Below are 15,172 nucleotides of genomic sequence, written 5' to 3'. Positions count from 1 at the left end.
CGCTCGGCGCGCAGACCCCGGCGTGGGGGACGCCGGGCGGGATGACGGTGCTCGCGGAGCCCGGCCCCTCGCTGCGGCGCACCTGCTCGGCGCTGCACCGCGCGGTCACCGCGGCCTGTCCCGCGCACACGGTCGCGGTGGGTGCGGGCACGGTGCGCGCCGACTTCGTGGAACTGCATCTCAGCCATGGCGAAGCGCTCTCCGCGCTCGCCCTCGGACGGGAACTCGAAGGCCCCGCAGGTTCGTTCACGCGCCTGTACGAGGAGTGCGGGGTGTACCGGCTGCTCAACCAGCTGCCGGACGCCGAGCTGCGCTCCCTGGTGACCGAGGCGCTCGGCCCGCTGCTCGAGCACGACGCCCGGCACGACAGCAGCCTGGTGCACAGCCTGAGCGTCTATCTGCAGCGCGACCGCAACGGCGTGGACGCCGCCGAGGAGCTGCACGTCCACTACAACACACTGCGCTACCGCCTCAAGCAGATCGAGAGGCTCACCGGCGCACCGGACAAGGATCCGATGCGCCGGCTGCAGACCGAACTGGCGCTGCACGCGCACCGGTTGCTCAGCGCGCGCCTTCACTGAGCGGCTTCTCCGGAGACGGCGTGACCGGCTCGGCAACGGCCCACGCCCGGCGCGCGGCCCGCCACTGCGGCAGCGAGAACAGCAGGTAGAGGATCGCTCCGGTCAGCGGCAGCGTGTGCCACAGCTTGTCGTCGAAGCCGAAGCCGAGGATCAGATTGATGCCGAGCCCGGCGAAGTACGCGGCCACCGCACGCCAGTTGACCGCCGCGAGAGCCGCCTCGGACAGGTCGTAGCGTCCGCGCCGCAGCAGGAAGTAGTCGGCGACGAGGATGCCGGGGATGAGCGGGATGGCGTAGCCGAGATAGCCGAGGTAGGTCAGGAAGGCGTCGAGGATGCCTGCCGTGAGGCCGTAGTACGCGAGTCCGCAGGCCAGCACGCCGGCGATCACGTTCACGGCGATACGGGGCAGATCGATCGCGGTCCGCCCGGCCAGGGACGCCGCGTACATGTTGTTGACCTCGTGCGGGAAGCCCTGCACGAAGATCGCGAAGGTGGCGAGCGCGCCGACGCCCACGATGCCGAAGGCCTCGCCCATGTCGGCCTCGCGGACGCCGAGTCCGAGCAGGATGCCGAGCATGTTGAAGCCGAAGTTGCCGACCATGAACTCGGCGACGGTGGTGGTGTAGACGGTCGACCTGGACTTGCCGAAGCGGGTGATGTCCGGGGTGACCGTGGCGCCGGTCATCCACTTGTTGACCCCGAGCGCGAACAGGGCGAGCGCCGTGGCCTCCCCCGCGCGTGCCGGTTCGGCGCCCACGATCTCGCCGATCCCGCCCGCGTGATCGATCGCGGCGATCACCGCGATCACGACGGTGACCAGCATGAGGGGCACGCTGATCCGGCCCACCCAGGTGAGGCCCTTGCCGAAGCCCACGATGGACAGGGCGGTGTACATCGCGCTGAGCACCACGCAGTAGACGAGGCCCAGCCACGGGTCCTTGCCGCCCGGCAGCACTCCGGCCGTGATGCCGGTGCTGTAGCCGACGAAGCCGGCCGAGAGCAGGGCGATGACCAGGGACGGCAGCCTGCTGCCGGCGCGTCCGAAGGCCGCCTGGAGACCGAGCGCGGTCGTGATGCGTTCGCGCTGGCCGATCAGTCCGCACAGGATCGACACCACGCTGACGACGAGTGAGGAGCCGACGGCGATCAGGACACCCGTCCAGAACGGGAAGAAGAGCCCGAGCGACATCCCGTACAGGAGATCGGTCGCCGACACCGTGAAGCCCATCCTCACCAGGGTGATCGACAGGGTGGAACGGCGTTCGTCGGGCGGGAGGCGGTCGGCGGCGAAGTCCTCGGTGGCTTCGGCGGCCCGTCGGGCTCGGGTCGTGGGTGTGGGGTCCGTTCGGGGGCTGTCCATCCGGGGGCACCTCTTCGTTGCTCGGCAGCGGGGACGGGAGCACGGATGCGGGTGTCCCGGAATGCTCGCCGCCCGTGGCGCCCGCGACACTGTCAGCCGGTGCCAGCGATCGTGACCGGGCTGCTGGCACTTCACGCTGAAGCGGACACCCCGGGGGCGGACCGTACGGTCGGGCCATGGAGCAAGCCACGGACGACACTGCCCCCGACGACGGCACGGTGCGCACCGTCAACTCCCTGCGCCGCGACACCTACGCCGACTCCGTAGCCCTGATGAGAGCCGCCCGCCGGCTGGCCGACCTGCCGGGCGTGACAGCCGCAAGCCTGGTCATGGCCACCGAGGCGAATCTGCGCCTGCTGGCCGACGCACAGCTGCTCACCGCCGAGGCCGATCCGGCCAGGCCCAATGACCTGATCGTGGCGCTGCGCGGCGACGCGGAGGCGCTCGCCCACGCGCTTGACGCCGTGGACGGCCTGCTGGAACAGTCCGACTCCCCCGCGACCGCGACCTCCGGTACGCCGGCGCCCCGCGCCCTGACCGAAGCCGACCCCGCCACTGCCCTCGCCCTGATCTCCACGCCGGGTCCGTACGCCGCCGCCGAAGCGCTCAAGGCGCTGCGCTGCGGAATGCATGCCTTCGTCTTCAGCGACAACGTGCCGCTCGACCAGGAGATCCGCCTCAAGCAGGAAGCCCACCGCGCCGGCCTGCTCGCCATGGGTCCCGATTGCGGCACGGCGGTCGTCGACGGGATACCGCTCGGCTTCGCCAATGTGCTGCCTCCTGGCCGCATCGGCCTGATCGGCGCCTCGGGTACAGGACTTCAGCAGGTCTCCTGCCTCCTGGACGCCGGCGGAGAGGGCGTCCGGCAGATGATCGGCACCGGCGGCCGCGATCTGAGCGCCGACGTCGGCGGCATCACCACCCTGGACGCCCTGGAGCTCCTCGACGCCGACCCCGGCTGCGAGCTGATCGTCCTCGTCTCCAAGCCGCCCGCCCCGGAGGTCGCCGAACGGGTGCTCGCGCGGGCCGCGCGTGCGGGCACACCGGTCGTGGCCTGCTTCCTCGACGGCAGCCGGTCGTTCGCCGGCGACGGCACCGGGACTTCCGCCGGCGAAGGCAGCCGGTCCTCCGCCGGCGGACGCGTCACGGTTGCCGGCACGCTGCGGGATGCGGCGTACGCGGCGGTCGAGGTGCTCGGCGGCAAGGCGCCCCGTAGCGTCGAGCGACCCCAACTACCTGTCCCTCGCGGCCACTTGCTGCGCGCCCTGTACGCGGGAGGCACGTTCGCATACGAGGCCAGGCAGCTCCTCCCCGACGCGGCGACCGGCACGGGTCCGGCCGGGGGTGAAGTCCTGCTACCCGGCCGGGACTTGATCCTCGACCTGGGCGACGACGCGTACACCGCGGGCCGCCCGCACCCGATGATCGACCCGACCGTCCGGGCCCGCCATCTGCGGGTCGCGCTGGCCGATCCGCGTACCGCCGTCGTCGTGCTCGACGTCGTACTGGGCCACGGCGCGGGAGCCGATCCCGCGGCTGCGCTCGCGGCGGAACTGGAGCGGGTGCCATCGGGGGAACGCCCGCCGGTGGTGGCGTTCGTGGTCGGCACCGACGCCGACCCGCAGGACCGGGCGGCCCAGGAGGCCCGGCTGCGCGAGGCCGGGGCGCTCCTTGCTCCGACCAGCACCGACGCCATCGAGTGGGCGGCGGCGATGGTGACTTCGCACGGACATGAGCGTGACCGGGAACTGACCACGGCAGGAGGCGCCGTATGACGGAATCGGTGGGCAACACCACGGGCCGTATGACGACTTCGGTCGGCGACACCCCGGGCCGTACGACTTCGGTCGGCGACGCCACGGGCCGTACGGCTTCGGTCGGCGACACCCCGGGCGGCGTCACGGCGCTGCTCGGTGAGTCACCGGGCCGTATGACATCACAGCTTGGTAAGGCTCCGGGCCGCGCGGCCCCCTTGCTCGGTGCGGCGCCGGTCCGTATCGCCGCGGTCGGGGTCCCGGATTTCGCGGAGGTGCCGCGCAGCGCGGGCGCGGACGTCACCACCCTCGACTGGCGGCCGCCCGCGTCCGGTGAGCCGGAACCGGCCTGGCGTCTCGCCGAACTCACCGGCCACCCCGCCGTCGAGGCCGCCAACCAGGAGGCCGTCGCACGCCTGCTCGCCGTGCGCCCCGTATGGACCCGGGTGCTGCCCGCCCGCGAGGCGATCCCCGCGCTCGGCGATCCCGGCCGCCGCCTGCTTCTGCACGCGGGCCCGCCCATCGCCTGGCCGGACATGTGCGGCCCGATGCGCGCGGGCGTGATCGGCGCGGCGCTGCTCGAAGGCTGGGCAGACTCGCCCGAGGCGGCCGAACGTCTCGCGGACAGCGGCGCGTTGGAGTTCGCGCCGTGCCATCACCATGAAGCGGTCGGCCCGATGGGCGGCATCATCTCGCCCTCCATGCCGCTGATCGAGGTCGAGGACCGGGCGACCGGCCGCCGCGCCTACTCCAACCTCAATGAGGGAGCGGGCCGTTGCCTGCGCTATGGAGCGCTGGGCGAGGACGTGATGGAGCGGCTGCGCTGGATGGGGTCGGTGCTCGCGCCCGCCCTGAGCGCCGCGCTGCGCACGCGCGGCGAAGGCGTCGATCTGCGGGCGGTCACGGCGCAGGCCCTCCAGATGGGCGACGAGTGCCACAGCCGCAACACGGCCGCATCGGCCCTGCTCCTGCGGGAACTCGCCGCCGACCTCTCCGGTACGGCCCACGCCCGGGAGGTCCTGCGCTTCCTGTCCGACAACCACTACTGGTTCCTGAACTTCTCCATGGCGGCGGCGAAACTGGCCACCTCCGCCGCGCACGGGGTGCCGCACTCCACCTTGGTGACCGCGTTCGCCCGCAACGGCGTCGAGGTCGGGATCCGGGTCAGCGGCCTCGGCGACGCATGGTTCACCGCGCCCGCCACCCAGGTCCGCGGCCTGTACTTCGCCGGGTACGGACCCGAGGACGCCAACCCCGACATCGGCGACAGCGCGATCACGGAGACGTACGGGCTGGGCGGCTTCTCACTGGCAGCGGCGCCCGCGATCACCGGGTTCGTGGGCGGCACGGTCGAGGAGGCGCTGCGCACCAGCCGCGAGATGGCCCGCATCTCCCTCGCGCGCCACGAGGCCTACCGACTCCCGGCCCTCGGGGGCGTGGGCGCGCCGGTCGGCATCGACGTGCGGGCGGTACTGGACACGGGGATCGTGCCGGTCGTGACGACGGGGATCTCCCACCGCGAGCCGGGCATCGGGCAGATCGGCGCGGGTCTGACTCACGCGCCCCTCGAATGCTTCCGCAAGGCGCTGGCGGCGATACGGGTACCGGCCTTCGACGCCGCGCCCGTGGCCGTCTCGCCGTGAGACCCGCGCAAGCCCCGTATGCGCCCCACCCAAGCCCCGTATGCGCAAGCCGCACACGAGCCCCGTATGAAGTCCGCGTGAGGTCCGGATGAGTCCCGCCGCGCTCCCGTGCGCTGCGTCCACGCTCGTCGAGCCCCTGGTGCAGGGGCGTCGGCGGCGGGCTCGCGTGGTCGGTGTCACCGGGAAGGCGGTGTATCTGCTGCCGTACGAGGAGGAGTCGGCCGGGAACAGCTCGCTGCTCGCTCTGGTTGCCCCCACAGGGGTACGCGTCCCGTCGGCGGTCCTGCTGTCCCGCGCGGCGGGCGAGCGCCCCTTCACGGGAATCGACCCGGGCGCCGTCGCCCGCATCGGCGGCGGCCGGGTCGAGCTGGGGCCGCTGCGCCTGGCGGCCGGGGTGTCCTGGGCGCCGCCCCGCGTCCAGGGCACACCGGTGGCACAGGCGCTGCCGGTGCTTGCACGGTTCGGTCCACCGCGCCAACTCCCGGGCGGCGTGGCCCCGTTCGCCAGGAACCTGGCCGAGGCGTTGGGCGCGTGGCGCGCCCATGCCGAGGCCCGGCCCGACTCCCTCCGCGCGCCCGCCCTCGCTCTTCTGGGCCGAGGCCCCGGCCTCACCCCGTCCGGGGACGACTACCTCTGCGGTCTCCTTCTCGCGGCCAACGCCGCTCCCATCAGGCCGAGTTGGGGGGCATCGCTGGCCGACGCCCTCGCCGGCGCCCATGAACACACCACCCTCATCTCCGCCTCCCTCCTCGCCCAAGCGGCCACCGGCCACTGCATCCCCCAGGTCCACGAGCTGCTGAGCGCGACGGCGGCTGCGGGCGAGGTTCCGCCCGGCCCGCTCGCCGCCCTGCTCGCCGTCGGCCACAGCTCGGGCTCGGACCTGCTGCACGGACTGTGCGCGGGAGCGAGGCTGCTGACAGGGCCGGAGTGACCGCCGCACGCGTCGAGTTCAGGCCGAGTCCCGCACGATCAGCTCCGGATCGAAGACCACGGATGTGGGTTCGTCACGCTTGCCGTGGATGTGCTCCTCGAGCAGCCTGGCCATTTCGGCGGCCATGTCCTCGACCGGCTGGCGCACCGTGGTGAGTTGAGGGCTGCAGGTGACCGCGATGGTGGAGTCGTCGAAGCCGACCACCGCCACATCCTCGGGAATCCGCCGGCCGTGCTCACGGAGCACCTGGCAGACACCCTGGGCCATCAAGTCGTTGGCGGCGAACACCCCGTCCAGATCCGGGTGTTCGGCGAGAAGCCCGGCCATCGCGGCCATGCCGCTGGCCAGCGTGAACCCGCCCTCGGCTATCGGCACGTACGGACGGCCCTGGCGGGCCATCGCGTCCCGGAACCCGTCGAGCCTGTCCTGGCTGGCGCGTACGTCGAGCGGCCCCGCCACCGTGACGATCCGGCGGCAGCCCCGGGCGAGCAGATGGTCGGCCGCCTGCCGTCCGCCGTCGCGGTGGTCCAGATCGACATAGCTCAGGGCGACCGGACGGGCCGGGCGTGCGAAGAGCACCGCGGGCAGCCCCTCGGCGGCCAGTTGCGCGGGCAGCGGATCCTCGGGGTGCGTGGACACCACGAGCGCGCCGTCGGCGCTGCCCTGGCGCAGATACGACAGGACCTCCGCGCGCGCCTCCGCGCTCTCCGCGAACATCAGGACGGGATGCGTGCGGCGCGGCCGCAGATGACCGATGACTCCGCTGACCACACGCCCGAAGAAGGGGTCGGCGAAGACCCGCGCGGTGAAGGCGTTCCGGTCCTGCGCCGACACACCGCCCGCCGTGGCATCACCCGCGCCGGAGACCACAAGGGCGATGGTGCCGCTGCGCCGCGTGACCAGTGATCTTGCGGCACGGTTGGGCGTGTAGCCGGTGCGTTCGATCGCCCGCCGGACCAGATCCTGGATGCTCGGGTCCACGTTGCGCACACCGTTGATGACCCGGGACACGGTCGCCCTGGACACTCCGGCTTCCCTGGCGACATCCTCCAGGGTCGGGGCCTGTCGGTTCATGCCCCGCACCATAACCGTGCGGTCGGCCGGCTGAATAGAGCGCTCTCCCATGATCGTTGGAGGACGAGGCCGCGTACGCCGGACACTGGGCCCCAGTTCCGAGGCCCCGACACCGTTCACTCGTCTTCGGCCAGCCGCACCTCCACGGCCAGCCGTGGGTCCCCTGCCGAGCGGCCGACCAGGAAGCGGCAGCGTCCGGGCTCCACCCGCCACCCACGCTCGTCCACCGACCAGTACGCCAACAGCCGCGCCGGCACGCGCAGTTCGACCGACACCACCTGTCCCGGCCGGGCGCGCACGCCGGCATAGCCCACGAGGCGGCGCTCCGGATACTCCACCGCCGCACCCGGCCGGGTCAGATACACCTGGACGACCTCGCGGCCTTCCCTGGGACCGGTGTTGCGGATGCGCACCGCCAACGTGACGTCCTCGCCGGGACGGACGACGGGCGGCCCGGTCGCCTCCTCGTACGCCCAGGTCGTGTATCCGAGACCGTGCCCGAACCAGTACGCGGGTGCGCGCCTGCCGCGCCGCGCCCAGGCCCGGTAGCCGATGTGCAGACCTTCGGCGTAGTGCAGCCGGCCCGCGGCCGGCCGCGTCCGTGTGACCGGGGCGTCGGCGAGACGCACGGGCCACGTGGTGGGCAGCCTGCCGCCCGGCTCCACGCGCCCGAAGAGCACGTCGGCGAGCGCACCGCCCGCTTCCTGTCCGGGGAACCAGGAAAGGAGGAGGGCGCCGACCTGGTCGCGCCAGGGCAGTTCGACCGGGCCTCCGCTGTTGACGACGGCGACGGTCCGCGGGTTGGCCGCCGTGACCGCCCGCACCAGCGCGTCCTGTTCCTCCCCGAGGGCGAGCGAGGTGCGGTCGCTGCCCTCGCATTCGGTGTGCTCGGTGGTGCCCACGGCCACCACGACGACATCGGCGGAACGGGCGGCGGCGACCGCCTGACTCAGTGCGGTGTCGAGGTCCTCGGCCGCAGGCGCAGCGCTCAGGACCGTCGCGCGTCCCGTGTCGGGCGCGAGCTGCCGGGTGGCCACCACCAGCACCTCGTGTCCGGCGGTCAGCTCCACCTCCGCCTCCGCGACGGGCGGGTTGACATGCACGACCGCGGGATCGTCCGTCGCGCGGGGGAACTCCCCGTCGAGGACGGCGACTTCGTCGATGGTGATCCGCATCCGCCCGAACCCCGCGAGACCCAGCCGCCAGAGCCCGGACAACCGTGGCTCCAGCCGGGCCCTGAGCTCGACCGTGTGCGCCCCGGGTTCCATGGGCGGCTCCAACTGCCGCCCGGACCTGCGGTGTCCGGAGTACAGCGGGCGGCCGTTCACGTCGAGGACGCGGAGCCGCAGTCCCGGCTGCCCGGTCACCGGGTCCGTGCACAGGTCCGGGTCCAGCGGCGGCGCGGGACACCGCGGTGCGGGTCCCGGCACGTGCACGACACGGGCGCGGCCGCGCAGTGCGGCCCGGATACCGGCCAGGAACGACATCTCCGCATGCGGGAAGACACCCGCGCTGCCGCCGCCCTGGGTGCGGGTGCGCGCGGCCGGCGCTCCGATGACGGCCACCGTCTTCAGCGCGTGCGGGTCCAGCGGCAGCACCCCCCGATTGGTCAGCAGCACCATCCCCGACGCGGCTGCGCGCCGTGCCAACCGACGGCTCTCGGTGGAACGTGGCGACGCGGCCAGGTGCCCTGCGGCCCGTACGGCAGGCTGCTCACCGCGCTGCAGCCACGCCGCCAGCCGCAGCAGCCGACGCACCTTGTCGTCCACGGCCTCCTGCGGCACCTCGCCGCTCTCGACCGCGCGCAACAGGGCCTCGCCCCAAGGCCCTTCGGGCCCGGGCATGACCAGATCGAGGCCGGCGGCCGCGGTGTCGGCGGTGGTGCGTACGGCACCCCAGTCCGACACCACGACCCCGTCGAAGCCCCACTCGCTCTTGAGCGGGTCCGTCAGGAGCGCGTTGGCGCTCATCGGGTCGCCGTTGACGCCGTTGTAGCTCGCCATGACCAGGCGTACTCCGGCGGCCACGGCCGCTTCGAAGGGCGCCAGGTACACCTCGCGCAGCACCCGCTCGGCGACACGGACGTCGACGGTGAGCCGGTCGGTCTCCGCGTCGTTCGCGACGTAGTGCTTGGCCGCGGCGCCGACGCCCTGCGCCTGGATCCCACGGATCAGCGCCGCCCCGGTCCGCCCGGTGAGTTCGGGGTCCTCGGAGAAGCACTCGAAGTGGCGTCCGCCGAGCGGGCTGCGGTGCAGATTGAGGTTGGGCGCGAGCACCACGTCCACGCCCTTGCGCCGTGCTTCGGCGGCGAGCAGCCCGCCGAGGGACTCGACCAGCTCGTCGTCCCAGGCCGCCGCGAGCGCCGAGGCCGAGGGCAGCAGCACCGAGGTGCTGCGTTCGTCCCAGGTCTGACCGCGGACGCCCGCGGGGCCGTCCGACAGCACCAACTCCCGCAGCTGCACGGCAGCTTCGGCGTAGGTGCGCCAGGTGGTGGCCCCGGTGAGCAGCCGGACCCTGGCGGCCGGGGTCAGTTTCTCGAGCAGCCGGTCGAGTTCCTCGTCGTTCACTCGGACCTCCCTTCGTGAGGTGTCCCGTCGGTTCTTCCGGTGTACGGGAGCCGGCCGGACAGGTGGGTACGGATCAGCTGTAGACGCCGAACTCGTACAGCGAGTAGCCCCAGCCGGTGCCGCGAGCGGTGCCGTGCACGCGGACGTAGCGGCCGGTCCCGGAGATGTCGAACGAGTCGACGCCTCCGTTGCCGTCGGTCACCTCGCGCACGGTCTGCCAGTTCTGCCCGTCGTCCGAGGTCTGGATCGTGTACGCCTTCGCGTACGAGGCCTCCCAGACGAGCTGGACATGCCGGAACGTGGTGCGCGCGCCGAGGTCGACGCTCAGCCACTGCGGGTCGCTCCAGTCGCTGGCCCAGCGGGTCGTCGCACCGCCGTCGACGGCGTTCGAGGCCGGGCATGGGCAGTCGCCGTAGCTCTGCTGGAAGGAGGACGCGGTGGCCGGCTTGCCGAGTGCCACGTTGGTGCCGCCCGGTGTCGGCGGCACGACCTTGACCGATCGTGTCTCGACGCCCACGTTGCCCCTGCCGTCCTTGACCTTGACGTACGCCTTCCAGACACCGGGCTTGTCGGGTGCGGTGACCTTGAGACGTCCGCCGCCGAGGTCGGTGTGGGGCATGGTGGTGAGGTACTTGTTCTGGTCGATGTAGTTGCTGCCGACCTGCACCTCGTAGGTCAGCGCGTCGCCGTCGGGGTCGGTCACCTGCGTGGCGAGCATGAGGTCACGTCCCGCCTCGACCTTCGTGGCATCGCCTTCGACGTCGAACCGGCCGATCACGGGAGGGGTGTTGTCCCCCGAGGTGTCGGCCCCGTACGCACGCTTCACCGCGTAGTACGAGAGCCGCTTCTCGCCGGCGGGCAGCAGGTTGAACCAGATGCCGCCGAAGTCGTACTCGAGTCCGTAGTGGAAGAGCGTGGCGCCGAGAGAGACGCCCTGGTGGTCCTTGACGCAGTTCCAGGCACGCGTGTAGCCCTCGGCCTTGGCGCGGTCGGTGGGCTCCTCGGGCACGCCGTTGATGTCGTCGGGCACCTCCCATTCGCCCGCGGGTCCGCCCTCGGTGACGATGTACGGCTTGCTGTACCCGCCCTGCTCCCAGGCGGACTTGACCTCGCACACGGCGTCGTAGGAGTTCACCGCGTACAGGTCCAGGTCTGGTGCGTTGCGCTTGTAGTAGGGCCAGGCTCCGACCCAGGCGTCCGTGGAGGTCACGGGGTGGTTCGGGTCAACTGCGTGGATCTTCTTGGTGACGTCGTTGACGAAGGCCGTGTACGCGTTGCGCTGGGCCTCCAGCTCGTCGCCGCTGTAGCAGTTCTGCAGACCGAGCACCGACTCGTTCCCGACGTTCCACATCAGGACGCCCGGGTGGTCCTTGTACTCCTGGACCCACTTGGGGAATTCGTCGAGCATCTGGTTCTTGTACGCGGTGTCCGTCAGGTAGTTGACGCAGCCGCCGCTGCCGGGGCCACCGCCGGGCTGCAGCCAGAAGCCGGCGATCACCTTGATGCCGTGGGCGGCCGCCGAGTCGAACAGGGGCTTGCTCGAGGCGTCGGTGCCCCAGGTGCGGACGGTGTTGACACCCATCGATCTCAGGTCGGGCATGTAGCGGTCGGCGTCGGCGACCGAAGGTCCCCAGGTGAGGCCCTTCACCTGGTACGGGCTGCCGTCGACGGTCAGCTGCCAGTTTCCCTGGCCGCCGGTCACCTTCACCACGCTCGGGGCGGCGTGGGCGCTCTGGGCGGGCAGGACGAGTGCGCCGGCGGCGAGTACGCCGGCGGTCAGCGGCGCCGCCATGCGGCGCACGGAAGTTCGGGGTCGGATCATCGTTGCCTCTCCGGTACGGATGCGGGTGCTGGGGGGTGCCGCGGGAGCCGGCCCGGGAGCGGCGGGGGGCGTGGTGCCCGGGCCGGCCCGGTTCAGGGCAACTCGTAGTTCTCGTTCAGGGCGGCCCCGGCCTCGGGGTGCGTCTGGTCGTAGCCGCGCGCGTCGCACTGCAGGCCGCCGACGACGCAGTGGTCGACGAGGGCCTTGAGGGTGCGGTCGTCCCAGGCGTTGAAGAAGTCGTAGTGGAACGACCAGGCCTCGCCCGACGAGAGCCGCACGTTCGACAGATCACCGTTGACGGGGAAGGCCATCTTGAACTCGATCATCGGCAGCGCGACCGGGTGCGTGGCCGGACAGATGTTGTTGTTCGTCCCGGGGTTCACCACCGGATACGCCATATGGCTCTGGTGGTTCGGGGTGTCCAGGTACTTGCCGTCCCAGCAACTGGGCGCCTGGAAACGGATATTGACCTGGACGTCCTCGCGCTCGGGGCAGTCGGTCGGGAAGTCGGTGTTGAAGAAGCTGTCACCGCACTCCCAGCCCTCCACGAACCCCTTGTGCGCGCGGAACTCCTCCCGGCTCTGCAGCGGGCTGCCGACCACGTAGCGCAGCCCCTTGGGGAAGGGCCGCACGCTGGTGTAGTCGGTGACGCCCGCCTTGTAGTAGATGACCTGCGGTCCGATCGGCAGGACGGGCTGGTCGCCGTCGAGCAGCGTGGGCATCCAGTACGCAGACTTGTCGCCGGGTGCCAGGCACTTGGTGCCGCCCGCGGAGAGCGAGGCCGTGGTGCTGGCCGCGTCGGTCGTGGTGTTGCCCATGAACGTGTGGTCGTGGGACTTGCCGGGCTGCTGCGGATAGACGATCGGGTCGTCCGGACGGGTGTGGCTGACCGAGCAGTTGGCCTGGAACTCGTGGAAGTAGCGGTGCGGCGGCTCCTTGGTGGACGGCTCGACTCCGGTGACGGGCGGTTCGGCCGGTATGTAGCCGTCGCCGTCCGGGTCGTCCGCCGCGGCGCGCGTCGAGGCGGCCGTCTTGTGACCGGCGTGGGCGGCCCCCGCCATGGGGGCGGCGGCCGGCGCCGCACCGCTCGCCGGCGGGCCGTCGACGCTGGACGCGACACCGCCTATTCCGAGCGTGGTGAGCAACAGGGCGCCGGCGATCAGACTCCCTGAGAGGACTTTCGATCTCCGTGGCATGGAGACCTCCTGGTGGATGGAAGGACGGTGGGGGTCGGGTTCTCACCCGGGTTGCGCCTTCACGGGGAAAGCGGGAGAGCGCTCTCCCACTGCGGGAGTGTTGAGGTGGCCGCGTACGGTGTCAAGAGATCGGACGGAAGGATCAGCACGCTCCTCAACTGCCTTCATTGCCTGATGTGTTGAGGATGCGGCTGCTGAGGCGCCGGAACGTGCTGCGCCCCTCTTGACGCGGGCTCATCGCACCTGAAGCATGCTCGTTCGGAGAGCGCTCCCCCACCCCTGCTCGTTCATTTCATGAACCAGGAGAGCCGCCCATGTCCTCGACAACCCCCCTCAACCCCCAAGAGCCGTCGCACCGTTCATCGGTCGGCAGACGCACCGTCCTGGGCGCCGCCGCCACCGCCGCGGTCCTGTCGGCGACCACCGGCCGGGCCGCTGCGGCACCCGCCCACTCATCCGCGTCCGCATCCTCACGTGCGGCGAAGCCCCGGCGCGACCTGCCCGGCGGCGGCGACCTCGGACCGAACGTGATCGTCTTCGACCCGTCGACGCCCGGCATCCAGGCGAGGCTCGACGAGATCTTCCGCGCACAGGAGTCCGCCCAGTTCGGCACCGGCCGCTATGCCCTGCTGTTCAAGCCCGGTACGTACAACGGCCTCAACGCCCAACTCGGCTTCTACACCTCGATAGCGGGTCTCGGCCTCTCCCCCGACGACACCACCATCAACGGCGATGTGACGGTCGACGCGGGCTGGTTCAACGGCAACGCCACCCAGAACTTCTGGCGCTCGGCGGAGAACCTGGCCCTCGTCCCGGTCAACGGCACCAACCGCTGGGCGGTGTCCCAGGCCGCGCCGTTCCGCCGGATGCATGTGCGCGGGAGCCTCAACCTCGCGCCCGACGGGTACGGCTGGGCCAGCGGCGGCTATATCGCCGACAGCCGGATCGACGGCCAGGTCGGACCGTACTCGCAGCAGCAGTGGTACACCCGCGACAGCTCTGTAGGCGGCTGGGTCAACGCGGTCTGGAACATGGTGTTCTCCGGCGTCGAGGGCGCCCCGGCCCAGAGCTTTCCCAACCCCCCGTACACCACGCTCGACACCACCCCGGTCTCGCGCGAGAAGCCGTTCCTGTACCTCGACGGCAGCGCGTACCGCGTGTTCCTGCCGGAGAAGCGCACCGGCGCCCGCGGGGTCAGCTGGGGGTCGGGCACCCCGCGCGGCACCTCGCTGCCGCTGGAGCAGTTCTACGTGGCGCGTCCGGGCGATTCGGCGGCCACGCTCAACCAGGCGCTCGCCCAGGGCCTGCACCTGCTCCTGACCCCGGGCATCTACCACGTCGATCAGCCGATAAGGGTGGAGCGCGCGGGCACGGTGGTCCTGGGTCTCGGCTACGCGACGCTCATCCCCGACGGCGGCGCCACGGCCCTGACCGTCGCCGACGTCAGCGGCGTACGCCTTGCCGGCTTCCTGATCGACGCGGGGCCGGTCAACTCCGCCACGTTGATCGAGGTCGGACCGCAGGGCGCGTCCGCCGACCACTCGGCGGACCCGATCACGGTCCAGGACGTGTTCATCCGGGTCGGCGGCGCGGGCGCGGGCAAGGCGACCTGCGGCATGGTCGTCAACGCCCGCCACACGATCGTCGACCACACCTGGATCTGGCGCGCCGACCACGGCGAAGGAGTCGGCTGGGAGACCAACCGCTGCGACTACGGCCTGGTGGTCAACGGCGATGACGTGCTGGCCACCGGTCTGTTCGTGGAGCACTTCAACAAGTACGACGTCCAGTGGTACGGGCAGCGCGGCCGCACCGTCTTCTTCCAGAACGAGAAGGCGTACGACGCACCGAATCAGGCCGCGATCCAGAACGGTTCGATCAAGGGGTACGCGGCGTACAAGGTGGCCGACTCCGTGACGGAGCACGAGGGTTGGGGCCTGGGCAGCTACTGCTACTACAACGTCGACCCGAGCATCGTGCAGCACCATGGTTTCGCTGCTCCGGTCACGCCGGGCGTGCGCTTCCACGGTCTGCTCGTGGTCTCACTCGGCGGAAACGGCCAGTACGAACACGTCATCAACGACACGGGGGCCCCGACTTCGGGCACGTCGACGGTCCCGTCCACGGTGGTGTCGTATCCCTGACGGGCCACCCGTGTGCGGATGAGCCGCCGCTCCCGGACATGACTCACGCGCGTGCCGTACCGCCGTACGGCACGCGCGTGAGGGTGTGTGACTCAGCCGG

The 15,172-nt window shown here is 71.6% G+C and carries 10 protein-coding genes; 5 read left to right on the top strand and 5 right to left on the bottom strand.

Translation table 11 applies throughout. From position 1 onward, the window contains the following. A partial coding sequence (locus tag ABT367_RS28075) for a PucR family transcriptional regulator (RefSeq protein WP_352255964.1) occupies window positions 1-581 on the top strand: 581 nt, incomplete at its 5' end. Here the strand turns inward: ABT367_RS28075 and ABT367_RS28070 are convergent. After that, window positions 562-1,941: a purine-cytosine permease family protein gene (locus tag ABT367_RS28070; protein ID WP_352255962.1), complete on the bottom strand. Its 1,380-nt coding sequence runs from the start codon at window positions 1,939-1,941 to the stop codon at window positions 562-564. The genes ABT367_RS28075 and ABT367_RS28070 overlap by 20 nt on opposite strands. Before the next feature lie 176 nt (window positions 1,942-2,117). Between ABT367_RS28070 and ABT367_RS28065 the strand changes: the two genes are divergently transcribed. From ABT367_RS28065 to ABT367_RS28055, 3 genes are all read left to right on the top strand, one after another. Next, a complete protein-coding gene (locus tag ABT367_RS28065; protein WP_352255960.1) occupies window positions 2,118-3,716 on the top strand; it encodes a transcriptional regulator in 1,599 nt (532 codons plus the stop codon). After that, window positions 3,713-5,338 carry a DUF1116 domain-containing protein gene (locus ABT367_RS28060; RefSeq protein ID WP_352255958.1) on the top strand — a complete coding sequence of 542 codons (1,626 nt, stop codon included), beginning with the start codon at window positions 3,713-3,715 and terminating at the stop codon, window positions 5,336-5,338. Before ABT367_RS28065 ends, ABT367_RS28060 begins: the two co-directional genes overlap by 4 nt. An 88-nt stretch (window positions 5,339-5,426) precedes the next feature. Beyond that, the gene (locus ABT367_RS28055; RefSeq protein WP_352255956.1) at window positions 5,427-6,269 is read left to right on the top strand and encodes a DUF2877 domain-containing protein; all 843 of its coding nucleotides are present in this window, start codon (window positions 5,427-5,429) and stop codon (window positions 6,267-6,269) included. A gap of 18 nt (window positions 6,270-6,287) precedes the next feature. Here the strand turns inward: ABT367_RS28055 and ABT367_RS28050 are convergent, their stop codons facing one another. From ABT367_RS28050 to ABT367_RS28035, 4 genes are all read right to left on the bottom strand, one after another. After that, window positions 6,288-7,343, bottom strand: coding sequence for a LacI family DNA-binding transcriptional regulator (locus tag ABT367_RS28050; RefSeq protein ID WP_352255954.1), 1,056 nt, complete (start codon window positions 7,341-7,343; stop codon window positions 6,288-6,290). Window positions 7,344-7,459: 116 nt separating this feature from the next. Further along, entirely contained in the window at window positions 7,460-9,910 is a 2,451-nt protein-coding gene (locus ABT367_RS28045; protein ID WP_352255952.1) for a glycoside hydrolase family 3 C-terminal domain-containing protein, read from the bottom strand. Window positions 9,911-9,983: 73 nt separating this feature from the next. After that, entirely contained in the window at window positions 9,984-11,732 is a 1,749-nt protein-coding gene (locus ABT367_RS28040) for a discoidin domain-containing protein (RefSeq protein WP_352255950.1), read from the bottom strand. 92 nt (window positions 11,733-11,824) lie between these two features. Further along, on the bottom strand, window positions 11,825-12,928 hold the full coding sequence (locus ABT367_RS28035; RefSeq protein WP_352255948.1) for a DUF1996 domain-containing protein: 1,104 nt from the start codon (window positions 12,926-12,928) through the stop codon (window positions 11,825-11,827). 314 nt (window positions 12,929-13,242) lie between these two features. On the opposite strand from ABT367_RS28035, the gene ABT367_RS28030 reads away from it, so the two are divergent. Then, window positions 13,243-15,072, top strand: coding sequence for a coagulation factor 5/8 type domain-containing protein (locus ABT367_RS28030; protein ID WP_352255946.1), 1,830 nt, complete (start codon window positions 13,243-13,245; stop codon window positions 15,070-15,072). The last annotated feature ends 100 nt before the right edge of the window (window positions 15,073-15,172 follow it).

It is taken from the genome of Streptomyces mesophilus (genome assembly GCF_040300965.1).
Classification (GTDB): Bacteria; Actinomycetota; Actinomycetes; order Streptomycetales; family Streptomycetaceae; genus Streptomyces; species Streptomyces mesophilus_A.
This window is presented reverse-complemented; position numbering and strand designations above follow the sequence as displayed.

Coding starts and splice junctions, on each gene's coding strand:
- ABT367_RS28065 (WP_352255960.1), top strand. CDS start 2,118: ATGGAGCAAGCCACGGACGACACTGCCCCCGACGACGGCACGGTGCGC.
- ABT367_RS28050 (WP_352255954.1), bottom strand. CDS start 7,343: ATGAACCGACAGGCCCCGACCCTGGAGGATGTCGCCAGGGAAGCCGGA.
- ABT367_RS28060 (WP_352255958.1), top strand. CDS start 3,713: ATGACGGAATCGGTGGGCAACACCACGGGCCGTATGACGACTTCGGTC.
- ABT367_RS28055 (WP_352255956.1), top strand. CDS start 5,427: ATGAGTCCCGCCGCGCTCCCGTGCGCTGCGTCCACGCTCGTCGAGCCC.
- ABT367_RS28070 (WP_352255962.1), bottom strand. CDS start 1,941: ATGGACAGCCCCCGAACGGACCCCACACCCACGACCCGAGCCCGACGG.
- ABT367_RS28030 (WP_352255946.1), top strand. CDS start 13,243: ATGTCCTCGACAACCCCCCTCAACCCCCAAGAGCCGTCGCACCGTTCA.
- ABT367_RS28035 (WP_352255948.1), bottom strand. CDS start 12,928: ATGCCACGGAGATCGAAAGTCCTCTCAGGGAGTCTGATCGCCGGCGCC.
- ABT367_RS28040 (WP_352255950.1), bottom strand. CDS start 11,732: ATGATCCGACCCCGAACTTCCGTGCGCCGCATGGCGGCGCCGCTGACC.